The sequence below is a fragment of the Clostridium sp. Marseille-P299 genome (assembly GCF_900078195.1).
GTDB lineage: Bacteria > Bacillota > Clostridia > Lachnospirales > Lachnospiraceae > Lachnoclostridium.
The window spans coordinates 1,976,896-2,001,459 of sequence record NZ_FJVE01000007.1; the positions used below are offsets into that span (position 1 = coordinate 1,976,896).

At 51.3% G+C, this 24,564-nt stretch carries 30 protein-coding genes; all 30 read left to right on the forward strand.

Annotated features, from left to right (window positions below; translation table 11 throughout):
* Positions 1-448: 448 nt before the first annotated feature.
* The 30 genes from BN4220_RS16480 (at position 449) to BN4220_RS16625 (ending at position 24,394) form a co-directional block, all read left to right on the forward strand.
* On the forward strand, positions 449-970 hold the full coding sequence (locus BN4220_RS16480; protein ID WP_066718971.1) for a hypothetical protein: 522 nt from the start codon (positions 449-451) through the stop codon (positions 968-970).
* Positions 971-1,269: 299 nt separating this feature from the next.
* On the forward strand, positions 1,270-1,593 hold the full coding sequence (locus tag BN4220_RS16485; protein WP_066718974.1) for a DNA ligase: 324 nt from the start codon (positions 1,270-1,272) through the stop codon (positions 1,591-1,593).
* Positions 1,583-2,722, forward strand: coding sequence for a DUF2800 domain-containing protein (locus BN4220_RS16490; protein ID WP_066718976.1), 1,140 nt, complete (start codon positions 1,583-1,585; stop codon positions 2,720-2,722). Before BN4220_RS16485 ends, BN4220_RS16490 begins: the two co-directional genes overlap by 11 nt.
* Positions 2,715-3,287, forward strand: coding sequence for a DUF2815 family protein (locus BN4220_RS16495; protein ID WP_066718978.1), 573 nt, complete (start codon positions 2,715-2,717; stop codon positions 3,285-3,287). Before BN4220_RS16490 ends, BN4220_RS16495 begins: the two co-directional genes overlap by 8 nt.
* A 72-nt stretch (positions 3,288-3,359) precedes the next feature.
* Complete coding sequence (locus BN4220_RS16500; RefSeq protein WP_066718980.1) at positions 3,360-5,300, forward strand: DNA polymerase; 1,941 nt, start codon at positions 3,360-3,362, stop codon at positions 5,298-5,300.
* 91 nt (positions 5,301-5,391) lie between these two features.
* Positions 5,392-5,811, forward strand: a complete 420-nt coding sequence (locus tag BN4220_RS16505; RefSeq protein WP_066718982.1) for a DUF7768 domain-containing protein — start codon at positions 5,392-5,394, stop codon at positions 5,809-5,811.
* Positions 5,812-5,815: 4 nt separating this feature from the next.
* Positions 5,816-6,145 carry a hypothetical protein gene (locus tag BN4220_RS16510; protein ID WP_066718985.1) on the forward strand — a complete coding sequence of 110 codons (330 nt, stop codon included), beginning with the start codon at positions 5,816-5,818 and terminating at the stop codon, positions 6,143-6,145.
* On the forward strand, positions 6,145-8,418 hold the full coding sequence (locus BN4220_RS16515; RefSeq protein ID WP_066718987.1) for a phage/plasmid primase, P4 family: 2,274 nt from the start codon (positions 6,145-6,147) through the stop codon (positions 8,416-8,418). Before BN4220_RS16510 ends, BN4220_RS16515 begins: the two co-directional genes overlap by 1 nt.
* A 142-nt stretch (positions 8,419-8,560) precedes the next feature.
* Complete coding sequence (locus tag BN4220_RS16520; protein WP_066718990.1) at positions 8,561-8,863, forward strand: VRR-NUC domain-containing protein; 303 nt, start codon at positions 8,561-8,563, stop codon at positions 8,861-8,863.
* The gene (locus BN4220_RS16525) at positions 8,823-10,166 is read left to right on the forward strand and encodes a DEAD/DEAH box helicase (RefSeq protein WP_066718993.1); all 1,344 of its coding nucleotides are present in this window, start codon (positions 8,823-8,825) and stop codon (positions 10,164-10,166) included. The genes BN4220_RS16520 and BN4220_RS16525 overlap by 41 nt, the downstream gene beginning before the upstream one ends.
* Positions 10,167-10,210: 44 nt before the next feature.
* Entirely contained in the window at positions 10,211-10,630 is a 420-nt protein-coding gene (locus BN4220_RS16530; protein WP_066718997.1) for a DUF1492 domain-containing protein, read from the forward strand.
* 114 nt (positions 10,631-10,744) lie between these two features.
* Positions 10,745-11,110 carry an HNH endonuclease gene (locus BN4220_RS16535; protein WP_066719001.1) on the forward strand — a complete coding sequence of 122 codons (366 nt, stop codon included), beginning with the start codon at positions 10,745-10,747 and terminating at the stop codon, positions 11,108-11,110.
* Between the two features lie 111 nt (positions 11,111-11,221).
* Positions 11,222-11,776, forward strand: a complete 555-nt coding sequence (locus tag BN4220_RS16540) for a P27 family phage terminase small subunit (protein WP_066719005.1) — start codon at positions 11,222-11,224, stop codon at positions 11,774-11,776.
* Position 11,777: 1 nt separating this feature from the next.
* Positions 11,778-12,947 (forward strand): methionine adenosyltransferase, encoded by a 1,170-nt coding sequence (gene metK, locus BN4220_RS16545; RefSeq protein WP_066719017.1) that lies wholly within the window; start codon positions 11,778-11,780, stop codon positions 12,945-12,947.
* Positions 12,937-14,178, forward strand: coding sequence for a site-specific DNA-methyltransferase (locus BN4220_RS16550; protein ID WP_066719020.1), 1,242 nt, complete (start codon positions 12,937-12,939; stop codon positions 14,176-14,178). Before metK ends, BN4220_RS16550 begins: the two co-directional genes overlap by 11 nt.
* On the forward strand, positions 14,159-15,241 hold the full coding sequence (locus tag BN4220_RS19930; protein ID WP_082812356.1) for a hypothetical protein: 1,083 nt from the start codon (positions 14,159-14,161) through the stop codon (positions 15,239-15,241). Before BN4220_RS16550 ends, BN4220_RS19930 begins: the two co-directional genes overlap by 20 nt.
* Positions 15,242-15,351: 110 nt before the next feature.
* Entirely contained in the window at positions 15,352-16,104 is a 753-nt protein-coding gene (locus BN4220_RS16560) for a hypothetical protein (RefSeq protein ID WP_066719025.1), read from the forward strand.
* The gene (locus tag BN4220_RS16565; protein ID WP_066719029.1) at positions 16,088-16,312 is read left to right on the forward strand and encodes a DUF4314 domain-containing protein; all 225 of its coding nucleotides are present in this window, start codon (positions 16,088-16,090) and stop codon (positions 16,310-16,312) included. Before BN4220_RS16560 ends, BN4220_RS16565 begins: the two co-directional genes overlap by 17 nt.
* Positions 16,313-16,447: 135 nt before the next feature.
* Positions 16,448-16,810, forward strand: a complete 363-nt coding sequence (locus BN4220_RS19935) for a DUF7698 family protein (RefSeq protein ID WP_082812357.1) — start codon at positions 16,448-16,450, stop codon at positions 16,808-16,810.
* A 13-nt stretch (positions 16,811-16,823) separates the two neighbouring features.
* A complete protein-coding gene (locus BN4220_RS16575) occupies positions 16,824-17,051 on the forward strand; it encodes a DUF7678 domain-containing protein (RefSeq protein WP_066719035.1) in 228 nt (75 codons plus the stop codon).
* Between the two features lie 107 nt (positions 17,052-17,158).
* A complete protein-coding gene (locus BN4220_RS16580; protein ID WP_197467951.1) occupies positions 17,159-18,760 on the forward strand; it encodes a terminase large subunit in 1,602 nt (533 codons plus the stop codon).
* Between the two features lie 18 nt (positions 18,761-18,778).
* Positions 18,779-20,137, forward strand: coding sequence for a phage portal protein (locus tag BN4220_RS16585; protein WP_066719039.1), 1,359 nt, complete (start codon positions 18,779-18,781; stop codon positions 20,135-20,137).
* Positions 20,022-20,774 (forward strand): head maturation protease, ClpP-related, encoded by a 753-nt coding sequence (locus BN4220_RS16590; RefSeq protein ID WP_148401758.1) that lies wholly within the window; start codon positions 20,022-20,024, stop codon positions 20,772-20,774. Before BN4220_RS16585 ends, BN4220_RS16590 begins: the two co-directional genes overlap by 116 nt.
* Before the next feature lie 6 nt (positions 20,775-20,780).
* Positions 20,781-21,983: a phage major capsid protein gene (locus tag BN4220_RS16595; RefSeq protein ID WP_066719041.1), complete on the forward strand. Its 1,203-nt coding sequence runs from the start codon at positions 20,781-20,783 to the stop codon at positions 21,981-21,983.
* A gap of 17 nt (positions 21,984-22,000) precedes the next feature.
* Positions 22,001-22,312, forward strand: a complete 312-nt coding sequence (locus BN4220_RS16600; RefSeq protein WP_066719043.1) for a head-tail connector protein — start codon at positions 22,001-22,003, stop codon at positions 22,310-22,312.
* Position 22,313: 1 nt separating this feature from the next.
* Positions 22,314-22,652: a phage head closure protein gene (locus tag BN4220_RS16605; protein WP_066719046.1), complete on the forward strand. Its 339-nt coding sequence runs from the start codon at positions 22,314-22,316 to the stop codon at positions 22,650-22,652.
* A complete protein-coding gene (locus BN4220_RS16610) occupies positions 22,639-23,070 on the forward strand; it encodes an HK97-gp10 family putative phage morphogenesis protein (RefSeq protein ID WP_066719048.1) in 432 nt (143 codons plus the stop codon). The genes BN4220_RS16605 and BN4220_RS16610 overlap by 14 nt, the downstream gene beginning before the upstream one ends.
* Positions 23,067-23,408, forward strand: coding sequence for a hypothetical protein (locus BN4220_RS16615; RefSeq protein ID WP_066719050.1), 342 nt, complete (start codon positions 23,067-23,069; stop codon positions 23,406-23,408). Before BN4220_RS16610 ends, BN4220_RS16615 begins: the two co-directional genes overlap by 4 nt.
* A 2-nt stretch (positions 23,409-23,410) precedes the next feature.
* Positions 23,411-24,007, forward strand: coding sequence for a major tail protein (locus BN4220_RS16620; RefSeq protein WP_066719053.1), 597 nt, complete (start codon positions 23,411-23,413; stop codon positions 24,005-24,007).
* Between the two features lie 3 nt (positions 24,008-24,010).
* Positions 24,011-24,394 (forward strand): hypothetical protein, encoded by a 384-nt coding sequence (locus tag BN4220_RS16625; RefSeq protein ID WP_066719056.1) that lies wholly within the window; start codon positions 24,011-24,013, stop codon positions 24,392-24,394.
* Positions 24,395-24,564: the final 170 nt, after the last annotated feature.

Consider the following 24,564-nt stretch of genomic DNA (forward strand, 5'->3'; position numbering starts at 1 on the left):
CCAAGGCATGTCCATCTGCCGGTCCACGAAAAAATCTCGCCCCGGGACTACAATATAAATGTGGACAAGCACCAGTGTACTTATCTCATATTTGCCTATTTGAATTCGCCTTCAATCTGGCCAATCCATACTTATTCCTATTTATTATACTCTTCAAATGTGAATAAAACAAGGCATTCGGAGAAAATACATCGGTCATTCACAAAAAATTTGTCCCAGACATGACAAAAAAGGTCTGTCGCAGCATCAACTCACCTTCTCTGTGGCCACGGAGGTGCGTTCGCAGTTGCTGCTGCGGCGATGCAAATGAATAGAGTGCCAGCTGCGAACGGCTGGTCACCGGAATGAAGCGGAGAAATCCGCATGAGGTGACCATCTATGACAATCAGAACTGGCAGCCATACCGGTTATCTCCGCTTCGGTTTAACAGCCGAAAGGAGAAAATCGAATGGCAATCAACGAAAACCAGAGTAAAAACAACACCCGTCGTATCTACATCCGCAGCCAGCGCCGCTGGCAGGAAGTACCCGAAGAAATCTATCAGGAACACACCCGCTTCCATGACACCTACCGTCACAGAATGCAGGACCGTGGCCTCTGCTGCTGTCCTCGCAATAAATGGTGGGTCTGTGATGCCGACTGCCTGACCTGCGAATATCGCAACGCAGACGTTATCGCATCGCTGGATTCACCAATTGGTGAGGAAGATGATGACCTGATTCTGATGGATACCATCGCTGATGACAGCGTGGCCGTTTCCGAACTTGCTGCTGACCGTATCGTTTTGGAGCAGCTGTTCAAGCGCCTCGCTGACCTGATGCCGGAAGCTGCTGATATTGGAAAGCTGCGTATGCAGGGCCTTTCCGATGAAGCAATCGCCAAGTCCATCGGCATTCCTCGCACTACCTTCCTGTCCCGTATCAAAGCTGCCAAGAAACAGTTAGAGAAGGAATACCCTGACTTCTTCTAATATGTAGTACATCCACTCTGGCCGCTGGGAAAACCGGCGGTCAGAACTTTTTTCAAAAATTTTTCTCCATCCTTCGTCAAACGGCATCGCTCATCTCCAAAAGGGAGTGTAAGGAGCAGAAAACAAGCTGCTCCACCACGAACAGGAGGTGAACGAAATGACTCAGGCCCACAGCCGCACCGTGGATACCGATGCCGAGGTAATTGAAATCCTCATTGCTATCAGTCATGTATCCGCACGAATGGCAAGACGACTCAGCATTCTTGCCGCAAGACAATCCGAGGAAGGAGGAAAACATCATGAGCAAAATGAGCGACATGGCTATGACCATCGAAGAGCTGCGCAATGCTGCCGCTGCCATTACTGATGTAGCCAACTATCTGGCCGAGATGTTCTCCGGCAACGCTGTCGAGGAACAACCGGAAAAGAAGGCTCCGACCCAGAAGCCAGCCCTGACGCTGGAACAGGTACGAGCAGTTCTTTCTGAGAAATCCCGTGCCGGTCACACGGCAGGCGTCCGTGAGCTGCTCCAGAAATATGGTGCCAGCAAGCTCTCTCAGGTAGACCCTGCAAATTATGAAGCGCTGCTTCGTGATGCGGAGGTGATTGGTAATGCCACCTAAAGCACACGCCATCCTGTCAGCGTCCTCTTCTCACCGCTGGCTCAACTGTCCGCCTTCGGCAAGACTCTGCGAGACCTACGAGGACAAAGGCTCCAACTACGCTGCCGAAGGTACCGACGCACACAGCCTCTGTGAATACAAGCTCCGCAAAGCGCTGGGTATGGGCGCTGTTGACCCGTCGGAACACCTGACTTGGCACAACGAAGAGATGGAGGACTGCGCCAACGGGTATGCAACCTACATCATGGAGCTGGTGGAAGCCGCAAAAGAGACCTGTGCCGATCCAGTGGTCCTTATCGAACAGCGTGTCGATTTCTCCCGCTGGGTGGAACAGGGCTTCGGAACCTCAGATGCCATCATCATCGCAGACGGAACGCTCCGTGTCATCGACTACAAACACGGCCTTGGCGTTTTGGTCGAAGCGGATAACAATCCCCAGATGATGTGCTACGCTCTCGGCGCACTGGAGCTGTTCGACGCAATTTATGACATCGATTCTGTCGCAATGACCGTGTACCAGCCAAGACGCCAGAATGTATCCACCTTTGAAATGTCCAAGGACGACCTGTACCGCTGGGCCGAAGAAGTCCTGAAGCCAACTGCAGAGCTGGCCTTCGCTGGGGATGGAAACTTCCTCTGCGGTGAGTGGTGCGGTTTCTGTAAGGCCAAGCATGAATGCAGAGCCAGAGCCGAAGCCAATCTGCTCCTTGCACAGTACGATTTCAAGCTACCTCCGCTGTTGGAGGATTCGGAAATCGAGGTCATCCTCTCCCGTGCAGATCAGCTGGTCTCTTGGGTGAACGACATCAAGGAATATGCGCTTCAGCAGGCCATCTCCGGTAAAGACTGGACCGGCTTCAAGCTGGTTGAAGGTCGCAGCAATCGCAGATATACCGATGAGACCGCTGTAACACAAGTTGTTACCAACGCTGGCTTTGACCCGTATGAGCGCAAGCTCCTCGGCATCACTGCCATGCAGAAGCTGCTCGGTAAGAGCCGCTTTGAAGAACTCCTGTCCGCTTACATCGAAAAGCCGCAGGGCAAACCCACACTTGTACCGGAAAGCGACAAACGCCCGGTCATGAATAATGCAAAAACTGATTTTATGGAGGAAAACGATTATGAGTAAGAATGTAAAACCTGTAAATCCCATGAAGGTCATCACTGGCCCTGAAACCCGCTGGAGCTACGCAAATGTCTGGGAGCCTAAGTCCATCAACGGTGGCACTCCTAAGTACAGCGTCAGCTTGATTATCCCTAAGAGCGACACCCGCACCGTAGCCAAGATTAAGGCTGCTATCGAAGCTGCCTATAAGGAAGGCGAAGCCAAGCTCAAGGGTAACGGCAAGACCGTCCCTGCACTCTCCGTTCTGAAGACTCCTCTTCGTGATGGCGATTTGGAGAGACCTGACGATGCCGCTTACGCTAACGCCTACTTCGTCAACGCCAATGCAACCACTGCTCCCGGCATTGTGGACGCAGACCGTAATCCTATCATGAGCCGTTCCGAAGTTTACTCCGGTGTGTACGGTCGTGCCAGCATTACCTTCTATGCTTTCAACAGCTCCGGCAACAAGGGAATCGCCTGCGGCCTCAACAATCTGCAGAAGATTCGTGACGGTGAGCCTCTCGGCGGCAAGGCAAGTGCTGAGTCCGACTTCAATACAGATGAAGACGAGGATTTCCTCGACTAATCACCTGATTTCCCGGCAGGGCGACGGAGCAATCTGTCGCCCTGTTTGGGTATGGAAAGGATGTGACAATTCATGAAAACATTGAGTATCGATATTGAAACTTACAGCAGCGCTCCACTGCAAAAATCTGGTGTGTACCGTTATGTGGAAGCTGATGATTTTGAAATTCTCCTGTTTGGCTATAGCGTGGATTCCGGCCCGGTACAGGTGGTCGACCTTGCCTGCGGCGAACATATCCCCAAGGAAGTCCTTCTGGCTCTGGAAGATGATGCTGTGATCAAATGGGCCTTCAATGCCACCTTTGAACGAATCTGCCTCTCCCGCTTCTTAGGTTATCCAACCGGCGATTATCTAAATCACGAAAGCTGGCGCTGCTCCATGATCTGGGCCGCTACGATGGGACTGCCTCTGTCACTGGAAGGTGTCGGTGCCGTTCTGGGCCTTGAGAAGCAAAAGCTCACTGAAGGCAAAGACCTGATTAAATACTTCTGCCAGCCCTGCGCTCCTACGAAATCAAACGGCCAGCGCACACGCAACAGACCCTTCCACGCACCGGATAAGTGGGCCGCTTTCAAGAACTACAACCTGCGAGATGTGGAAACCGAAATGGGCATCCAGCAGCGTTTGGCTAAATTCCCGGTATCCGCTACTGTCTGGGAGGAATACCACCAGAGCGAAGAAATCAACGACACTGGTGTACGCTTGGATATGGAACTGGTGGCACAGGCCATTGAAATGGATACGCAGTCCCGCCAGAAGCTGACCGCTTCCATGAAGCACATGACTGCATTGGAAAATCCAAACAGTGTGCAGCAAATGAAGCAGTGGCTGGCGGACAACGGCATGGAAACCGACAGTCTTGATAAAAAGGCTGTAAACGAGCTTCTGAAAAAGGCCCCACCGGAACTGGCCGATGTCCTGATGCTGCGTCAACAGCTGGCAAAGTCCTCCGTCAAAAAATATCAGGCCATGCAGAACACCGTATGCGCTGACGGTCGTGCCAGAGGAATGTTCCAGTTCTATGGTGCCAATCGTACCGGTCGCTTCTCCGGTCGTAATATTCAGCTGCAAAATTTACCGCAGAATCATCTGCCGGATCTGGCCGAAGCTCGTGCGCTGGTCCGCTGCGGTGACTTTTCTGCCGTAGAACTGCTGTACGAAGATGTCCCCGACACCCTCTCCCAGCTTATCCGTACTGCCTTCATCCCCAGAGATGGCGCTCAGTTCCTTGTGGCAGACTTTTCCGCTATCGAGGCCCGTGTTATCGCTTGGTACGCTGATGAAAGCTGGCGACAGAAGGTCTTTGCACAAGGCGGCGACATCTACTGCGCTTCTGCCAGCCAGATGTTTAAGGTTCCTGTGGAGAAGCATGGCATCAACGGCCACCTGCGCCAGAAGGGTAAAATCGCAGAACTGGCGCTGGGCTACGGCGGCAGCGTCGGCGCTTTGAAGGCAATGGGCGCTATCGAAATGGGCCTGACCGAAGATGAGCTGCCTTCGCTGGTGGATGCATGGCGACAGGCTAACCCGAAAATTGTCGAATTTTGGTGGGCCGTGGACCGTGCTGTTATGGAGGCCGTGAAATATAAGCATACGACCAGCCTGTACGGTCTGACCTTCTCCTGCAGAAGCGGAATGCTGTTTATCACGCTCCCTTCCGGCAGATGCTTGGCCTATGTAAAGCCGAAGGTCGGCATTAACAAGTTCGGCGGCGAATGTATCACCTACGAAGGTGTCGGCAGCACTAAGAAGTGGGAACGCCTTGATTCCTATGGCCCGAAATTTGTCGAAAACATTGTGCAGGCCACAGCAAGGGACATCCTCTGCTATGCCATGCAGACCCTGCGCTGCTGCAGCATTGTCATGCATATCCACGACGAAGTTGTCATTGAAGCAGATCCACGCATGTCGCTGGATGCCGTATGTGAACAGATGGGTCGCACTCCTCCGTGGGCGACAGGGCTGTTGCTTCGTGCCGACGGATATACCACACCATTTTATAAAAAAGATTAAAAAGTCTTCGTCAAAACGGAGCGTTCATCTCCAAAGGGTATTAGAGGTGGACGCTCTTTTACTATGCCCACCGGAAAGGAGGATTCGTGTTTTGAGTATCAGCAAATACAACAGCGAGGGATATTTTGACCCTACTGCCTACGGCGCATTGTCTGTTATCGACCGTGAGGAACGCTCTCTTCGTGCGTTCAGACCCATCGTATACATCTGCTCTCCCTATGCCGGAGACATCGAAGCAAATGTGGATGCGGCCAGACGCTACAGCCGCTTTGCCGTGGAACAGGGATACATTCCCATCGCACCTCACTTGTTATTTCCGCAGTTCCTGAATGATGCGGACCCGAAGGAACGCCAGCTTGGTCTCTTCTTCGGAAATGCCCTGATGAGCAAATGCTCCGAAGTCTGGGTATTTGGCAGTCGCATCTCAGCGGGCATGGAAGCAGAAATCGAAAGAGCCAAGTGGAAGAACTACCGCTTACGCTATTTCACCGAAAATTTGAAGGAGGCTTAACCCTATGTATGAAGTAATCGAAAAAAGAAAACTGCTGCCGGACGGCACTGAGATTTCCACCTATACCCGTGAAGTAGTCAGCGCCAACATTCTCGAAGTGGAAGCAGGCACCACAGGCTATATGGGCGGCGACAGCGGTCACGGCGGACGCACCTATTTCCGTATCAGCGACTGCGGCAGCACCGACATGGAAGTCCGCACCTTTGTGGACCGACACGGCTGTAATGGCTTTGAAGTGTTCCTCGGCGGCGACTGCGAACTGGAGACCACGATCCGTGCGCTCAAGTTCATCACCAAGGTGCTGGAGGATGAATCCAAGGAGGTGTATGACTAATGTTCACCATCTATTCCGCTGATGTAACCGGCAATCCGGGCAACTGCTCCTATCCTCACAAACATGTGATTCTGGATGAGGCAAGCCTGAAGGCCGCAATCAATCGTGACTATGTCTGCGCCGAATACCGCAACAGCTACCGTAATGGCGACAATTTCATCGGCAGTGACTGTCTGCCGGTGGACTGTGATAACGACCACTCTGAAAATCCTGCGGACTGGATGACACCAGACGATGTGATGCAGGCATTTCCCGGAGTGACCTTTGCTATCCACTACAGCCGCTTCCACAATCGTGAGAAGAACGGCAAGTCGGCAAGACCTAAGTTCCATGTGCTGTTTCCTATTGAATATTGCACCGACGCTTCTCTGTACAGTGATATGAAGAAGCTGGTCAATTCCATCTTCCCGTATTTTGATACGCAGGCGCTGGATGCGGCACGTTTCTTCTTCGGCACTGCTGCTGCCGAGGTCGCTCTGTATCCCGGACGCATGAACCTGACGGAATTTCTAAACGAGGACCTGTTCGATGAATATCTGCCGCAGGGAAACTTCGACACCTCTGTTATCCCGGAAGGAAGCCGCAATGCTACCATGAGCCGTTTTGCCGGTCGTGTCATCAAGAAGTACGGCGACACCGAGAAGGCATATCAGACCTTCTTGGAGGAAGCCGCCAAATGTGTACCGCCTCTGGATAATTCAGAACTGTCCACCATCTGGCATTCTGCGCAGCGCTTTTATACGAAGCTCTCCCAGCAGGACGGATATGTGGCACCGGAGGTTTACAACGACCCCTCCTGTTACAAGCCGGAGGACTACTCTGATGTCGGACAGGCAGAGGTCCTTGGAAAATACTTCTCCGGCGAACTGCGCTATTCTCCTGCCACACATTTTATCCGCTACTCCGACCATTATTGGCAGGAATCCGAACCGGGCGCACAGGCTGTTGCCCATGAGCTGACCCGCCGCCAGCTGAAGGAAGCCGGAAATGACCTTGTGGAAGCGCTCACCAAAATGAAGAATACCGGCGCACAGACCATTCTGGATAGCACCTCCAAGTCCAAAGCTGAACAGCTGATGAACGACCAGCAGTTGGAAGCCTATCAGGATTTTCTGGCAGCGAAGGCATATCAGGCATTCGCCATTAAGCGCCGTGATTCCAAAAACATCACCTCAACGCTGCGTGAGTCCCATCCTATCTTAGAGATTTCTCCGAGAGATTTGGACGCTGACCCGTTTGCACTGTGTACACCAGAGGCGACCTTCGACCTGCGTAACGGCATGGCCGGAGCAAGAGAACATTCGCCAGAGGACTTCATTACCAAAATCACCTCTGTATCTCCGAGCCAGAAAGGTCAGCAGATTTGGCTGGACTGTCTGGACCTGATTTTCCAAGGTGACCAGTCCCTGATTGACTATGTGCAGATGATTTGTGGTCTGGCCGCTATCGGTAAGGTTTATGTGGAAGCGCTGATTATTGCCTACGGCGATGGCCGAAACGGTAAGTCCACCTTCTGGAATGCAGTCTCCCGTGTGCTGGGCCTTTACAGCGGCAACATCTCCGCTGACACCCTGACCGTTGGATGTCGCAGAAATATCAAGCCGGAAATGGCCGAGGTCAAAGGCAAGCGTCTGCTCATTGCAGCGGAAATGCAGGAAGGCTCCCGCTTAAACGACTCCACCGTCAAGCAGCTCTGCTCCACCGACGATGTGTTTGCGGAGAAAAAGTATAAGGACCCTTTCTCCTTCAAGCCTTGTCACACGCTGGTTCTGTACACCAACCACCTGCCTCGTGTCAGTGCGTCCGATGATGGTATCTGGCGTCGTCTGATCGTCATTCCGTTCAATGCGAAAATCACCGGCAAGAGCGACATCAAAAATTACGGTGAGTACCTGTTTGATAATGCCGGTGAAAGCATTCTGGCGTGGGTCATCGAAGGTGCCAAAAAGGTCATCGAGCTGGACTACCAGATTCCGGTTCCCGCTTGCGTCCAGAAGGCCATCGATGAATATCGCAATCAGAATGACTGGTTCGGCCATTTCCTTGCGGACAAGTGCGAGGTGGATGACTCCTATAAAGAAAGCTCCTCTGCACTGTATCAGGCATACCGCAACTACTCTATGGACTGCAACGAGTATATCCGCAGCACGGCTGACTTCTACTTTGCGCTGGAGAAGGCAGGCTTCGAGCGTATCAAGGTCCATAACAAGCGCTACTTTAAGGGCCTGCGCCTGAGAGCTGATGATAGCGCTGATGAAGATTTCCTGAACTGACAAAACCATGTGGGTAACCTCCATTAAGGTCATATACAAAAATTCTCTAAGGACTAAAAAAATCTGAATAAGAAGAAGTTATGTAATTGACATTCAGGGAGGTTACCCACTCTACCAAAATTAACGCTGACGGAGGTAAGCGATGTTAGAAAAAACCATAGAACAGAAATTAACCATGATGGTTAAAAAGGCTGGTGGCATCGCCGTGAAGTTCGTGTCTCCGAGTTTCGCAGGAATGCCCGACCGTCTTGTATTACTACCTGATGGCCTTATCGCCTTCGCGGAACTGAAGGCTCCCGGCAAGCGCCCACGCCCACTGCAAGAATCACGACACCGGCTGCTGCGTTCCTTGGGATTCAAGGTCTATGTGATAGATAAGCCAGAACAGATTGGAGGGATGCTGGATGAACTTCGAGCCACACGACTATCAGACCTACGCCATTGATTATATTGAAACCCATCCCGTATCCGCAGTTCTCCTCGATATGGGTCTTGGTAAAACGGTCATCTCCCTGACCGCCATCGCCGACCTGCTGTTTGACAGTTTTCTGGCTCATCGCATTCTGGTGATCGCTCCGCTGCGAGTGGCCCGTGATACTTGGCCTGCAGAGCTGAAGAAATGGTCCCACTTAAATCACCTGACCTTCGCTGTTGCGGTGGGAACACCGGCAGAACGAAAAGCTGCGCTGATGGCCGGAGCCGACATCACCATTATCAACCGTGAAAATGTGCAGTGGCTGATTGAGGACAGCGGTATGCAGTTCATCTACGATACGGTGGTTATCGATGAGCTGTCCTCCTTCAAAAATCACCAATCAAAACGCTTCAAGGCATTATCCAAGGTGCGCCCGAAGATCAAACGCATCATCGGCCTGACCGGAACACCAAGCTCCAATGGCCTGATGGATTTATGGGCTGAGTTCCGACTGCTGGATATGGGCCAGCGCCTTGGCAGGTTCATTACACAGTATCGTAACAACTACTTTATGCCGGACAAGCGCAATGGCCAAATCATCTATTCCTACAAGCCACTGCCCTATGCAGAGGAAGCCATCTACAGGCAGATTTCGGATATTACGATTTCTATGAAAAGTACCGACTATCTGCAGATGCCGGAGCTGGTGTCTTCCCAATATGAAGTGCAGCTTTCCGAGGAGGAACGTGAGCGCTACGAGCAACTGAAAGCAGAATTTGTCCTGCACCTCTCTGATGAGGAAATCACTGCTGCCAATGCCGCTTCACTGACCGGAAAACTGGTGCAGCTGGCCAACGGTGCCATTTACACCGACACCGGCGATATTTTGGAGTTCCATGACCGAAAGCTGGATGCTTTGGAGGATTTGATTGAAGCAGCAAATGAGAAACCCGTGCTGGTGGCCTACTGGTTTAAGCACGACCTGCAGCGTATCAAAAAGCGCTTTGCTGTGCGAGAACTGAAATCCAGTAAGGACATTGAGGACTGGAACAACGGCAAAATTCCTGTTGCAGTCATTCATCCTGCTTCTGCCGGTCATGGTTTGAACCTTCAATCCGGCGGTTCCACTCTCATCTGGTTCGGCCTGACATGGTCCTTGGAATTGTACCAACAGACCAATGCCCGCCTATGGCGACAGGGACAGACCGACAGAACCGTGGTGATACAGCACATCATCACAAAAGGCACTATCGACGAGCGCATCTTAAAGGCTCTCTCCCGCAAGGAGCTAACCCAGAATGCACTTATAGATGCCGTAAAAGCCAATCTATGACAATCTACGACAATCCGAGGAATAAAATTTTTCGGAGGTACAGTATGACCGCAAAAGAATATTTAATGCAAGCCAAGTTTCTGGATATGCGTATCAATTCCAAAATTCAGCAGGTCGAGGCACTGAATGACCTTGCTACCAGCGCCAGTTCGGTGCTAACGGGTATGCCTCGCAATCCCAACAAGGCCACTTCCAAGATGGCCGATGCCGTTGCAAAGATTGTGGACCTGCAGGCAGAAATCAACCGTGACATTGATGAGCTGGTGGATCTGAAAAAAGAGATTTCCTCCACCATCAAAGCGGTACCAAGTCCTGAGCTTCAGACCCTACTTGAAAAACGCTATCTTTGCTTCCAGTCTTGGGAAATCATCGCCGTGGACATGGGCTACAGCATGCACCACCTGTATAAGCTCCATAATCAGGCGCTGGATATTTGCGACGGTATCCTGAAACGTGATACCTAAAGACATAGAATGATACCCGCTTCCTATGATATTATTATAATAGCGAAAATCAGGAACGAGCCTTGTGGGAGCAATCCCGCAGGGCTTTTTCTATGCCCTGAAGGAGGTGAACCGATGCCTAAGAAACCGAAGCGACCATGTTCTTATCCCGGCTGTCCCAAGCTAACGGATGGCAGGTTCTGCGAGGAACATGAAAAGCTGGAGAACAAGCGCTACGAGAAGTACGACAGAGACCCTGCTGTACGCCGTCGTTATGGCCGTGCATGGAAGCGTATCCGTGACAGCTATGTGCAGCTGCATCCTTTGTGTGAGCAGTGCCAAGAGAAAGGTCTGATTGTTCCTACCGAAGAGGTCCACCATCGCATCCCGCTTTCGGAAGGCGGCACACACGCAAGAGAAAATCTGATTGCTCTTTGCAAGCCGTGCCATGCCAGAATCCATGCCGAGCGAGGTGATCGTTGGCACAACCATGACCGGTAGGGGCGGTCGAAATCTCTGTGACCTTTATGCCGTGCAACGGGCGTGGGGTCTCACGCACAAATTCGCAATTTCAAACAGGGTATATAGGCCCTGCCAAAGGAGGTGTTGTAATTGGCTAAGGACGGTACCAACCGTGGCGGCGCTCGAATGGGCGCAGGAGCTAAAAAGAAACCCTTAGCTGACAAAATCGCTGAGGGCAATCCGGGCAAACGCACATTGACTGTCATTGACTTCGATAACCAATCGGTCGATTTGGAAGGTCAAGCGATGCCCAAGCCATCCAAGCTCCTGTCCGCCAAACAGAAGGATGGCAAAAAGCTGGTCGCAGCTGATATTTACAAAAAGACATGGGACTGGCTTCACGAGCGTGGCTGCGCAGCACTTGTGTCTCCGCAGCTTCTGGAGCGTTACTCCATGAGCGTGGCCCGTTGGATTCAGTGTGAGGAGGCCATCACCGAGTTTGGTTTTCTGGCAAAGCATCCGACTACGGGCAATGCAATCCAGTCGCCTTATGTGGCCATGAGTCAGAACTTCATGAGTCAGACCAACAGGCTCTGGATGGAAATCTACCAAATCGTAAAAGAAAATTGTGCCACAGAATACGGCGGCGCTACTCCACAGGATGATGTGATGGAACGCCTTCTGATGGCAAGGAAAGGAATTTGATATGAACATTTCTTATAAAACTGCCGAGAGTGTCTGCGCTGGACACCCGGATAAATTATGCGACCTCATCGCCGATGCTATTCTGGATGAGTGCCTGAAGAAGGACCGATATTCCCGTGTGGCCTGTGAGGTTATGGCGACAAAAGGAAAAATCTTTGTGTGTGGTGAGATTACCTGCTCCAAGAAAATCGACATCCGCTTGGTGGTCCGCCAGACCCTTGCCAAGGTCGGATACAATCCTTTGAAGTTCATCATTTTTGTATATGTGCATCGCCAGAGCGCTGACATCGCCGGTGGTGTAAACAAAGCGCTGGAAACCCGTGAAGTAGATACCGACGATATCTTTGCTTCCATCGGTGCCGGTGATCAGGGCACTGTTTATGGCTATGCCACCAACGAGACATGGGCAAAGATGCCTACTTCTGTCCTTTTCGCCAACGACCTGTGCAAGCGTCTGGACGACGCAATGCATGACGGAACCATCCGTGATATTGGTCCTGACGGGAAAGCGCAGGTAACCATCGAATACCACGATGGCAAACCTGTCCGTGCAAAGAACATCATCGTTTCTGTGCAGCATAAGGAAAACAAGGATCTGGATGAGCTTCGCCGTGAAATTATCACTGAAATCATCTATCCTCTGCTCAGTCGCTACCACTTCCCGAAGGAAGCGGAAATCCTCATCAATCCTTCCGGTCGTTTTGTGGAAGGTGGTCCTGCTGCCGATACAGGTCTCACCGGCAGAAAGCTCATGGTGGATACTTACGGTGGTCTTGCTGCACACGGCGGCGGTGCCTTCTCCGGCAAGGATGCCACTAAGGTTGACCGCAGCGGCGCATACATGGCCAGAGCTGTCGCCCGTAACATCGTAGGCGCATGGCTTGCAGACCGCTGTCAGGTTTCTATCTCCTATGCTATTGGCAAGGCGGAACCTACTGCCGTTGAGATTGACACCTTCGGTACAGAAAAGGTCGATGTGGAAATTATCCGCAAGGCCGTGATGGAGGTCTTTGACCTGCGTCCCGCTGCAATCATCTCTCTGTTGCATCTGCGCAGTCCTTACTTCTCCGAGACCGCTGCCTACGGCCACTTCAACGGTTATAAAGGTTCTTGGGAGAACTTGGATAAGACCAAAGAACTGAAAAAGGCGGTGGAAAAGTATGCTGATTGAGAAAAAGAACACAGCAGAACTTCTGCCTGCTGACTATAACCCTCGTAAAGATTTGAAACCCGGCGACAAGGAATATGAAAAGCTGAAGCGCTCCATTGAGCAGTTCGGCTATGTGGAACCGGTCATCTGGAATAAAACCACTGGCCGTGTTGTCGGTGGTCACCAGCGCTTAAAGGTTCTAATCGACATGGGCATGACCGAAGTGGACTGCGTTGTGGTGGAGCTTTCCGATGAAAAAGAAAAAGCGCTGAATGTGGCGCTCAATAAAATCAGCGGCGAATGGGACAATGACAAGTTGGCCCTCCTGATCGCTGACCTGCAGGGCACCGATTTCGATGTATCCCTGACCGGCTTTGAGCCTGCGGAGCTGGAGTCCCTGTTCCGTGAGGACACCAAGAAAGGTGTCCACGATGACGACTTCGATGTGGATGCCGAGCTGAAGCAGCCGACCTTCTCCAAGTCCGGTGACCTTTGGCAGCTGGGCGAACACCGTCTGGTTTGCGGTGACTCCACCAAGGCTGAAACCTATGCCATCCTGATGAACGGCAAGGTCGCCAATCTGGTGGTAACAGACCCTCCGTACAATGTGAACTACGAAGGCAGCGCCGGTAAAATCAAAAACGACAATATGGAAAACAGCGCCTTCTACCAGTTCCTTCTGGATGCCTACACGCAGATGCACTCTGCTATGGCTGAGGACGCTTCCATTTATGTTTTCCACGCTGATACTGAAGGACTGAACTTCCGCAGGGCATTTGCCGATGCGGGATTTTACTTGTCCGGCACCTGCATCTGGAAGAAGCAATCTCTGGTGCTGGGTCGCAGTCCTTACCAGTGGCAGCATGAGCCTGTACTGTTTGGCTGGAAGAAAGCCGGTAAACACCAATGGTACACAGGCCGTAAGGAAACGACCATTTGGGAATTTGATAAGCCTAAGAAAAACGCCGACCATCCGACCATGAAGCCTATCCCGCTTCTGGCGTATCCGATTATGAATTCCAGCATGGCTAATTCGCTGGTATTGGACCCGTTCGGTGGTTCCGGCAGCACACTTATCGCCTGTGAACAGACCAACCGTATCTGCTACACCATTGAGCTGGACGAAAAATTCTGCGATGTTATCGTGAAGCGCTACATCGAGCAGGTCGGTTCCGCTGCAAATGTAACTGTTGTCCGTGATGGCCTGACCTATCGCTATGATGAGGTGGCCCATGAAGATAGCAATCATTGACGCAGACCTCATTGGCAGAAAGCGACACCGTTTTCCCAATCTGGCCTGTATGAAAATATCTGCGCACCACAAAGCTGCCGGTGACACGGTGATGTTAAAGACTGACTATGATGGCCTCGATTCTTTTGATGCCGTTTACCTGTCAAAGGTCTTTACTGACACACCTGTCCCGGCAGAAGTTTTGAAACTGGATAATGTGACCTATGGAGGCACGGGCTTTTATTACGATAAGGCACCGTGCCTTCCTGCTTCTATCGAACACCAGATGCCTGACTATCATCTGTATGATGCATGGGTGGCCGACAAGCTGCTGCACGACGGGAAGCCTCGTGACTACTCCTACTACACGGATTATTCCATTGGCTTTCTGACCCGTGGCTGTTTCCGCAAGTGCGACTTCTGCGTCAACAAGAATTACGACCGTGTCTCTGTTCACAGTCCTCTGGCCGAGTTCCACGATCCGGCAAGGCCAAAAATCTGCCTGTTGGATGATAACTTCTTCGGTACACCCTGCTGGAGGGATTTGCTTCTGGAGCTGCAATCTACCGGGAAGCCATTTCAGTTCAAGCAGGGATTGGATGAACGCCTGCTGACAGATGATAAATGCGCTGCGCTGTTTTCCAGCAAGTACGATGGCGATTACATTTTTGCTTTTGATAATGTGGCTGACGCACAGCTGATTGAAAACAAAATTCAGCTGGCCAGAAAATATACCGATGCAGTGATGAAGTTCTACTGCTTCTGCGGCTTTGACCGTAACGACCGCTGGGATGCGGATTTCTGGAAAAGGGACATCTTCGACCTGCTCTTCCGCATTGAAGTTCTGATACGAAACCGCTGCCTGCCGTATGTGATGCGCTTTGCCAGATATACAGAAAGTCCCTACCGTGGTATGTATATCACCATTGCCCGCTGGTGCAATCAGCCGAGCTTTTTCAAAAAGAAAAGCCTGCGTGAATTTGCCATCTGCAACGGTCTGGATAGCGCCTGCTACCGGTATGTTGCTGACTTTGAGCGCCTGTTTCCGGAGGTCGCTTTGTATCTCGATATGAAGTACAAATAACCACAAAAATCCCGGCTCCTATTTGGTACATATATTTCTCAAATATAACTTGCTATTCTGTGCCTTTAGAGCGAATATGTGACTACCAAAATTAAAGGAGGTCATACACCATGACAATTTACTACAACGCAACCGACCGCAAACCGCTGGTCAAAGCCATCAGCGAGTTCACCGGAGCAAAGCCGGTCTACCTGAAAACTCCGACCTACGCTTACCAAATCGACTACTTTACGGTCAACCGTGAAGGCAACCTTGAGTTTGACGATATGGCTGACAGCGAGGAAATCGAAAAGCTCATCGAAGCACTGGCCCAGAAAGGCTTCATCGCTGAGTCCACCGAATACGCCAGCGAACAGCAGGAACCGGTCATCGACGGCGAGGAACCATTGGAGGATTGCCCTCTGGCATACGCAACACCGGAAGATGAAATCACCGGCATCTGCATTTCCATGCCTCGCAGCATTTTCACCGATGCTAACCTCGAAAACCTGAAAGGCATCATTGCCGCCAAGCGCAGTCTTATCTGCAAGGCGCTGGGTACAGACGACCTGCCGTTGGAGATTACCGACACAAAGGTTTCCTTCCCTTGGTTCCCCGGCCAGCCGGATGCAGACAGCGTGAAGGCTTATGACACCTTTATCTGCAAGCTCTGCGAAATGGCCCGAAACCAGAAGCGTGTAAACGGTACCGAAAAGCAGGTCGACAATGAGAAGTACGCTTTCCGCTGCTTCCTGCTCCGCCTCGGCTTCATCGGCAACGAATACAAAACCGAACGAAAAATTCTCTTGAATAACCTGACCGGATCTTCCGCATTCAAAAGCAGCGCTAAGAAGGAGGTGTCCAGCGATGAGATTTCCGAATAAGGCAACAGTGGATTTAATCCGCAGCCAGTATCCTGCTGGCACTCGTGTGGAGCTGGTCCAGATGGACGATGCGCAGGCTCCTCCGGTCGGCACACTTGGAACCGTCTGGGGCGTGGATGACACTGGCTCCATCATGGTGCATTGGGACAACGGCTCTGGCCTGAATGTGGTCTACGGCGTCGATGTTTGTCGAAAAGTGTCGAAATAATCTACACAAATATACCGGTAAAACATCGTGCAGTATTCTACGATTTATATCGCAGAAATGACTTGCTATTATGTGCTTTTAGAGCGAATATGTGTACACCGAAAGGGAAAACACATTTTACGGAGGAACAACACCATGAAGAAAATTGAACTTTTTGAAAGAGCCATTGCAGAGCAGGCCGGAAGCCTGAAGGAATACGGTATTAACGGCACCATGTTCTGGGCCTACCGCAAGAGCCTCGACGCAGGCAACGACCTGATTGATTTTAATGAGGTCATTTGGGACGAGGACATTGAAGCCATCGCCGCCTGCATGAAAGAAAACGGCATCGCTGAATTTACCATCAGCAGCACCTTCTCCAGCCTGATTCCCACCCTTGCAGCTTTTGAAAAGCACGGCTTCAAGATGGATGGCATCACCGAGGTCAACGCCAACTACACCGACTGGCAAACCAACCAGAGAGCCAGAATCCCGGCCATCCGCATGATGAGCGTTTAAGGAGGTGCAGAGTATGTGGCACGAAGGTTCCCTGAAAGTATACGACAGCATCTTCCACTACTGGATGAAGGTATTTGAAGAGCCATCTCAGTACGGAATCAACGGTGGAAAAATCAGCAAACTGATGCTCAAGAGGAACGGCAAAATCGTATGTAATTACGATAGAGGCTGGGACATCAGACCAAACGACCCGGACACCGAACTTGCGCTTGAGCTTCTGATTCACAGCAACAATTACTAAACCTATGCTAATAAAATAGCCCTGAGACTGAGCTGCAAAGCTCTTTCTCTCGTAGTGCAGCCGACGGGCTGTATTTTTTATGCCCTTTTGAAAGGAGGAAGCGGCACTTGCGAAAACTGGAAAATTACACACCAACGAAATTTATGGCTGCGGACTCCACCTACAGTAAAGAACTGGCGGATTACGCAGTCAATTTTATAGAATGCCTTTGCCACACCAAAGGCACATGGGCCGGTAAGCCGTTTGAGCTTATCGACTGGCAGGAGCAGATTATCCGAGACATCTTCGGCACCATCAAACCCAACGGTTATCGACAATTTACGACAGCCTATGTCGAAATCCCCAAGAAAATGGGCAAGTCCGAGCTTGCCGCTGCGGTGGCACTTCTGCTGACCTGCGGTGACGGCGAAGAACGTGCCGAGGTCTATGGCTGTGCAGCTGACCGCCAGCAGGCAACCATCGTTTTTGATGTTGCTGCCGATATGGTGCGTATGTGTCCTGCGCTGAATCGCCGTGTCAAAATTCTGGCATCCCAGAAACGAATCGTGTACCAGCCGACCAACAGCTTCTATCAGGTGCTGTCGGCAGAGGCTTACAGCAAACACGGTTTCAATATCCACGGCGTTGTATTTGATGAGCTGCACACGCAGCCAAATAGAAAACTGTTTGATGTTATGACCAAAGGCTCCGGTGATGCCCGAATGCAGCCTCTGTATTTCCTGATCACCACTGCCGGTACCGACACCAATTCCATTTGCTACGAAACCCACCAGAAAGCAAAGGATATTCTGGAAGGAAGGAAAATTGACCCGACCTTCTATCCTGTCATTTATGGCGCTGATGAGAACGACGACTGGACGGACCCGGCGGTCTGGAAGAAAGCCAATCCCTCTCTCGGTATTACAGTGGGCATTGACAAAGTGCAGGCCGCTTGTGAATCGGCCCAGCAGAATCCCGCTGAGGAGAACGCTTTCAGGCAGCTGCGCTTGAACCAATGGGTAAAGCAGGCTGTCCGCTGGATGCCAATGGACAAATGGGATGCCTGTGCATTCAAAGTAACTGAAGAATCCCTACGAGGCCGTGTATGTTACGGTGGCTTGGACCTTTCGTCCACCACAGACATCACGGCTTTTGTATTGGTGTTCCCGCCACTGGACGAGGATGACAAATATGTGGTCCTCCCGTATTTCTGGATACCGGAAGATACGCTGGAGCTTCGAGTGCGCCGTGACCATGTTCCATACGATGTCTGGGAGAAACAAGGCTTCCTGCAGACCACCGAAGGTAATGTGGTCCACTATGGCTACATCGAAAAATTCATCGAGCAACTGGGCGAAAAATTCAATATCCGTGAAATCGCCTTTGACCGCTGGGGCGCTGTGCAAATGGTGCAGAACCTTGAGGGCATGGGATTTACGGTAGTGCCTTTCGGTCAGGGCTTCAAGGATATGTCGCCTCCGACCAAAGAACTGATGAAGCTGACCTTAGAGCAAAAAATCGCTCATGGTGGTCACCCGGTACTGCGCTGGATGATGGACAACATTTTCGTCCGCACAGACCCTGCCGGTAACATCAAAGCAGACAAGGAAAAATCCACAGAGAAAATCGACGGTGCCGTTGCTACTATCATGGGCCTCGACCGTGCGATCCGCTGTGGCAACAATAACTCTGCCAGCGTCTATGACGAGCGTGGCATACTTTTCATTTAAGAAGGGAGCGTGATTCCTATGGGAATTTTATCTGGAATATTCAAGGCGAGAGACAAGCCCAGCAATGCCACTGCCGGTAGTGCCTACCGTTTTCTGTTCGGCGGCACCACCTCCGGCAAAGCGGTGACCGAGCGTTCTGCCATGCAGATGACCGCAGTGTATTCCTGTGTGCGTATCTTGGCAGAGGCTGTGGCCGGACTTCCTCTCCACCTCTATCGCTACACCGATACCGGCGGCAAGGAAAAAGCCATCGACCATCCGCTGTATGTACTGCTTCACGATGAGCCAAACCCGGAAATGACCTCTTTTGTGTTTAGGGAAACCCTTATGACGCATCTGCTTCTGTGGGGAAATGCCTATGCACAGATTATTCGCAACGGCAAAGGTGAAGTTGTGGCTCTGTATCCGCTGATGCCAAATCGTATGGTGGTTGACCGTGACGAAAACGGCCACCTCTACTACACCTACTACCGAGGCAACGATGAAGCCATCCGTAACAAGGATACGGCAGTCATTTTGCAGCCATCCGATGTGCTGCATATTCCGGGCCTCGGCTTTGACGGTCTTGTCGGCTACAGTCCTATCGCTATGGCGAAAAATGCTATCGGCATGGCCATCGCCTGCGAGGAATATGGTGCGAAGTTCTTCGCCAACGGTGCCACACCGGGCGGCATCTTGGAACATCCCGGCACCATCAAAGACCCGCAGCGTGTCCGTGAAAGCTGGCAGAACACATTCGGCGGCAGTGGCAACGCCAATAAAGTGGCTGTTCTGGAAGAAGGCATGAAATACACGCCTATCTCCATTTCACCGGAACAGGCACAGTTCCTCGAAACGAGGAAATTCCAAATCAATGAAATTGCTCGAATTTTCAGAGTCCCGCCTCACATGGTCGGCGACCTTGAGAAGTCGAGCTTTTCTAATATTGAGCAGCAGTCTTTGGAATTTGTGAAATACACCTTGGAGCCTTGGCTCGTAAGGTGGGAGCAATCGATGATTCGAGCGCTTATTTCCAATTCCGAGAAGGCTGCTTATTTTATCAAGTTCAATGTGGACGGTCTGCTCCGTGGCGATTACCAGAGCCGTATGAACGGTTATGCCATCGGCAGGCAGAACGGCTGGATGAGCGCAAACGACATCCGTGAACTTGAAAATCTGGACCGTATCCCGGCTGAGGAAGGCGGCGATTTATATCTCATCAACGGCAACATGACCAAGCTCAAGGATGCGGGCATTTTCGCAGGAAAGGAGGAAACGCAGGATGAAGAAATTCTGGAACTGGAAGACCCAGACAGTGACCAATCAGGAGACGCAGGAGGCGGTGACGGAGAGGACTCTGTTTCTAAACGGCACCATCGCCGAGGAAAGCTGGTTTGACGATGATGTCACTCCGCAGCTGTTCAAAGACGAGCTGAACTCCGGCACCGGTGACATTACCGTCTGGATCAACTCTCCCGGCGGCGACTGCGTGGCGGCAGCGCAGATTTACAACATGCTGATGGATTACAAAGGCAGCGTGACCGTAAAAATCGACGGTATCGCAGCTTCCGCAGCATCCGTTATTGCGATGGCCGGTACCAAGGTGCTGGTATCTCCGGTTTCTATGCTGATGATTCACAATCCTATGACCGTGGCCTTCGGCAACTCTGCAGAAATGCAGAAAGCCATTGATATGTTGGCCAGCGTGAAGGATTCCATCTTAAACGCATACGAAATCAAAACCGGCCTCTCCCGTACCAAGCTCTCCCACCTGATGGATGCGGAAACTTGGATGGATGCAAACAAGGCCATTGAACTTGGCTTTGCCGACGAAATCATGCAGCGCTCTGCAATTACAGACGAAGTCCCTGTGCCGCAGGTCAGCATGATGTTTTCCCGCACCGAAGTGGTGAACTCCCTGATGGAGCGCATTGCTTCCAAGTGCAAAATCGACGCAAAACCCACAACCACAGAAACCAAAATCAAAGCCGATTCCCTGATGGATAGGCTCAATCTTATCAAAAATTGGAGGTAATTCATTATGACTATTTTGGAACTGAGAGAAAAGCGTAACAAGGCATGGGAAGCTGCTAAGGCTTTCGTGGAGACCAAGCGTGATAAGGACGGCCTGCTCTCCGAGGAGGATGCTAAGACCTATGCCGAAATGGAACAGAAGGTGCAAAACTACACCTCTGAAATCGAGCGTATGCAGTCTATGGAGGCTATGGAAGCCGAACTCAACAAGCCTGTGAACACTCCTATCACTCACAAGCCTATGAACGGCGGCAAGGATACCGGCGATGGTAAGCCTAAGTCCGGTCGTGCATCCGATGCCTACAGAGCCGGTATGCTCAAGGCGCTCCGCAGCAACTTCCGCACTATCACGGATGTCCTTTCCGAGGGTATCGATGAGAACGGTGGCTACCTTGTGCCTGAAGAGTACGATTCCCGCCTCATCGACGTGTTGACTGAGGAGAACATCTTCCGTGGTCTTGCCAATGTTATCACTACCAGCGGCCAGCACAAAATCAACATCGCCGGTGCCAAGCCTGCTGCAGCGTGGATTGAGGAAGGCGGCGAACTCACCTTCGGTGACGCTACCTTTAGCCAGATCAATCTGGATGCCCACAAGCTCCATGTTGCTGTGAAGGTTACCGAGGAACTCCTGTACGACAATGCCTTCGGTCTGGAAAACTACATCATCAAGCAGTTCGGTAAGGCTCTGGCCAATGCCGAAGAGGACGCCTTCCTCAACGGCGATGGTGTTGGCAAGCCTCTGGGCATCTTCGCTACTACCGGCGGCGCTGAAATCGGAGTTACTGCTGCCAGCGCTACCGAAATCACTGCGGATGAAATCATCAATCTGGTTTACGCTCTGAAGCGTCCTTACCGTAAGAGCGCCAAGTTCATCATGAACGACCAGACCATTGCTGCAATCCGCAAGCTCAAGGACGAAAACGGCCAGTATCTGTGGCAGCCTTCCAATCAGGCCGGTGAGCCGGGTAAGCTGTTCGGTTACGATGTGCTGACTTCTCCTTTCGTGCCTACCATCGAGGCTGGTAAGCCTGTCATCGCCTTTGGTGATTTCAGCTACTACAACATCGGTGACCGCGGCACTCGTTCCTTTGCCGAGCTTCGTGAACTCTATGCCGGTAACGGTATGGTCGGTTTCGTGGCCAAGGAACGTGTGGACGGCAAGCTGGTCCTTCCTGAAGCCGTACAGGTTCTCAAGATGGGTGCCTAAGATAGGAGGTGGCAGTGATGAGCGAACTTTTGACTAAGGTCAAAGAAAATCTGATTCTGGAGCATTCGGCTGACGATGCGCTGATCGAGCGCTTCATCACTGCCGCTGTCTCCTATGCGGAAAGCTATCAGCACATTACAGCAGGATATTATACGGAAAATGCGATGCCAGCCACTACCGAACAGGCAGTGATTATGCTGGCATCGCACTTCTATGAATCCAGAGACGGTTCCACAGGCGGCTTCTTTGCGGATAATGTTCAGGCCGGACAGCAGGTCTGGAACACCGTAAATTTACTGCTCTGCCTCGACCGAGATTGGAAGGTGTGATATGAGCTTTGGCAAAATGAACACCTTTATCGAAATCATGGAAAAGCAGAAAGTTCTGGATGATGAGGGATTTTCTACAGTAACGGATGTGGTCCTCGCTTCGGTCAGGGCCTACAGGGAAGGTCGGCACGGCAACGAGAAATGGGCCAACCGCAGCACATTTACTGATGCCGCCGACCTTTTCCGTTTCCGTGTCATTCCCGGACTGACCGTTACTACGGCGATGGTGATTATCTGCGCTGACAGCCGATTTGAAATCACCTCTGTTGAGGATGTGAAAGGCCGTGGAATGTATATTGAGGTTCTGGCAAAGGAGGTCGTTTCCAGTGGCACGAGTTGATGTAAAAATGCCTGATGAATTTCTGGAGCGCATGTCCCGCCTTGGCAGTAACTTCGATTCCATTGCAGAAACTGTGCTGCAGGCAGGTGGCGAGGTGGTGCTGGCAAAAACGCAAAGCAACCTCTCCTCAGTCATCGGAAGCGGCACCAAGTATGATTCCAGAGCCACCGGTGAACTGGAGTCCTCGCTGGGCCTGACTTCTGTAAAGATGGACCGAAACGGCAACTTCAATATCAAGGTCGGCTTTTCCGAACCGAGATCTGACGGTGGCAGCAATGCCCAGCTTGCCAATATCATCGAATACGGCAAAAGCGGTCAGCCTGCAAAACCGTTTCTGAAACCTGCCAAATCTGCATCGAAAAAACAGTGTGTTGAGGCTATGAAAACAGCCTTTGAATCGGAGGTGGAGAAACTTTGAATGTGTTATCAGAAACCAAAACACTGCTTGAGGGCCTCTCCATTCCTGTGGAAACAGGTGTCTTTGAAGGCACAGCGCCAGAGATGTATGTGGTCATCGTACCACTGACGGACACCTTCGACCTCCATGCGGATAATGCTCCCGGCTGTGATGTTCAGGAGGCAAGGCTCTCGCTCTTTTCAAAGGGCAACTACACAAAAACTAAAAACAGTATCGTCCGTAGCCTGTTGGCTTCGGATTTTACCATTACAGACCGAAGGTACATCGAGCGTGAAAACGACACCGGGTACCACCACTACGCCATTGATGTGGCGAAAATCTATGAATTGGAGGATTGATTATGGCTACGATTGGTCTTGATAAATTGTACTACGCATCCATTGTCGAGGATGAAGCTGGCGAAGAAACCTATGACACTCCTGTCCAGCTGGCAAAAGCAATCTCGGCAGAACTCTCTGTGGAGCTGGCAGAGGCAACTCTTTATGCCGATGATGGCGCTGCGGAAATCGTGAAGGAGTTTAAGTCCGGCACACTTTCCCTTGGCATCGACGATATCGGCTCGACTGCGGCTTCCGTTCTTACGGGCGCTACCATCGACGATAACAAGGTGCTGATTTCCGGCGGCGAGGACGGCGGCACTCCTGTTGCTATCGGCTTCAGAGCAAAGAAGTCCAACGGCAAATACAAGTATTACTGGCTGTACCGTGTGAAGTTCGGTATCCCTGCTACAAACCTTGCTACCAAGGGTGACAGCATTACCTTCTCCACTCCTACCATCGAAGGCACAGTCCTTACCAGAAACAAGGCAGATGCCAGCGGCAAGCATCCTTGGAAAGCAGAAGTCACTGAGGGTGACACCGGCGTTTCTGCGGATACCATTAAAAACTGGTACTCTTCCGTTTATGAACCTGTTATCACGACTACAGAGGAGGGCTAATCGATGGATAAGGAACGCAGCGCAATGATTACTGTCGGCGGTGAGGAATATGAGCTTATCCTCACTACCAAAGCTACCAAGGAAATCGCTGGCCGCTACGGTGGCCTTGAGAACTTAGGTGAAAAGCTCATGAAGAGTGAGAACTTTGAAATGGCCATCGGCGAAATCGTCTGGCTCATTACTTTGATGGCAAACCAGTCCATCCTCATTCACAATCTGAAGAACAAGGAAAATCAGCGTGATTTGCTGACAGAGGATATTGTCGAGCTTCTGACTTCTCCTCTGGATCTGGCTGGCTATAAGGTGGCTATCACCGAGGCCCTGTATAAGGGAACCAAGCGCAATGTGGTCAGCGAGGACAATTCAAAAAACGCAGTGGTCGAGTAAGTGACGAAGAGTTATTTACTCGACTTTTATATTACGGCATCGCCCACCTGCATCTGTCACAGGATGAGGTGTGGTTGATGCCGTTTGGCTTATTACTGGACCTTTGGGAATGCCATAAGCAGTATCACGGCATGGCAAAACCGAAGCGTGAAATGTATATCGACGACATT

Coding starts and splice junctions, on each gene's coding strand:
- BN4220_RS16485 (WP_066718974.1), top strand. CDS start 1,270: ATGAGCAAAATGAGCGACATGGCTATGACCATCGAAGAGCTGCGCAAT.
- BN4220_RS16495 (WP_066718978.1), top strand. CDS start 2,715: ATGAGTAAGAATGTAAAACCTGTAAATCCCATGAAGGTCATCACTGGC.
- BN4220_RS16550 (WP_066719020.1), top strand. CDS start 12,937: ATGCTGATTGAGAAAAAGAACACAGCAGAACTTCTGCCTGCTGACTAT.
- BN4220_RS16510 (WP_066718985.1), top strand. CDS start 5,816: ATGTATGAAGTAATCGAAAAAAGAAAACTGCTGCCGGACGGCACTGAG.
- BN4220_RS16625 (WP_066719056.1), top strand. CDS start 24,011: ATGGATAAGGAACGCAGCGCAATGATTACTGTCGGCGGTGAGGAATAT.
- BN4220_RS16500 (WP_066718980.1), top strand. CDS start 3,360: ATGAAAACATTGAGTATCGATATTGAAACTTACAGCAGCGCTCCACTG.
- BN4220_RS16600 (WP_066719043.1), top strand. CDS start 22,001: ATGAGCGAACTTTTGACTAAGGTCAAAGAAAATCTGATTCTGGAGCAT.
- BN4220_RS16605 (WP_066719046.1), top strand. CDS start 22,314: ATGAGCTTTGGCAAAATGAACACCTTTATCGAAATCATGGAAAAGCAG.
- BN4220_RS16595 (WP_066719041.1), top strand. CDS start 20,781: ATGACTATTTTGGAACTGAGAGAAAAGCGTAACAAGGCATGGGAAGCT.
- BN4220_RS16535 (WP_066719001.1), top strand. CDS start 10,745: ATGCCTAAGAAACCGAAGCGACCATGTTCTTATCCCGGCTGTCCCAAG.
- BN4220_RS16490 (WP_066718976.1), top strand. CDS start 1,583: ATGCCACCTAAAGCACACGCCATCCTGTCAGCGTCCTCTTCTCACCGC.
- BN4220_RS16585 (WP_066719039.1), top strand. CDS start 18,779: ATGGGAATTTTATCTGGAATATTCAAGGCGAGAGACAAGCCCAGCAAT.
- BN4220_RS19935 (WP_082812357.1), top strand. CDS start 16,448: ATGAAGAAAATTGAACTTTTTGAAAGAGCCATTGCAGAGCAGGCCGGA.
- metK (WP_066719017.1), top strand. CDS start 11,778: ATGAACATTTCTTATAAAACTGCCGAGAGTGTCTGCGCTGGACACCCG.
- BN4220_RS16590 (WP_148401758.1), top strand. CDS start 20,022: ATGAAGAAATTCTGGAACTGGAAGACCCAGACAGTGACCAATCAGGAG.
- BN4220_RS16620 (WP_066719053.1), top strand. CDS start 23,411: ATGGCTACGATTGGTCTTGATAAATTGTACTACGCATCCATTGTCGAG.
- BN4220_RS16480 (WP_066718971.1), top strand. CDS start 449: ATGGCAATCAACGAAAACCAGAGTAAAAACAACACCCGTCGTATCTAC.
- BN4220_RS16530 (WP_066718997.1), top strand. CDS start 10,211: ATGACCGCAAAAGAATATTTAATGCAAGCCAAGTTTCTGGATATGCGT.
- BN4220_RS16525 (WP_066718993.1), top strand. CDS start 8,823: ATGAACTTCGAGCCACACGACTATCAGACCTACGCCATTGATTATATT.
- BN4220_RS16515 (WP_066718987.1), top strand. CDS start 6,145: ATGTTCACCATCTATTCCGCTGATGTAACCGGCAATCCGGGCAACTGC.
- BN4220_RS16560 (WP_066719025.1), top strand. CDS start 15,352: ATGACAATTTACTACAACGCAACCGACCGCAAACCGCTGGTCAAAGCC.
- BN4220_RS19930 (WP_082812356.1), top strand. CDS start 14,159: ATGAAGATAGCAATCATTGACGCAGACCTCATTGGCAGAAAGCGACAC.
- BN4220_RS16565 (WP_066719029.1), top strand. CDS start 16,088: ATGAGATTTCCGAATAAGGCAACAGTGGATTTAATCCGCAGCCAGTAT.
- BN4220_RS16575 (WP_066719035.1), top strand. CDS start 16,824: ATGTGGCACGAAGGTTCCCTGAAAGTATACGACAGCATCTTCCACTAC.
- BN4220_RS16520 (WP_066718990.1), top strand. CDS start 8,561: ATGTTAGAAAAAACCATAGAACAGAAATTAACCATGATGGTTAAAAAG.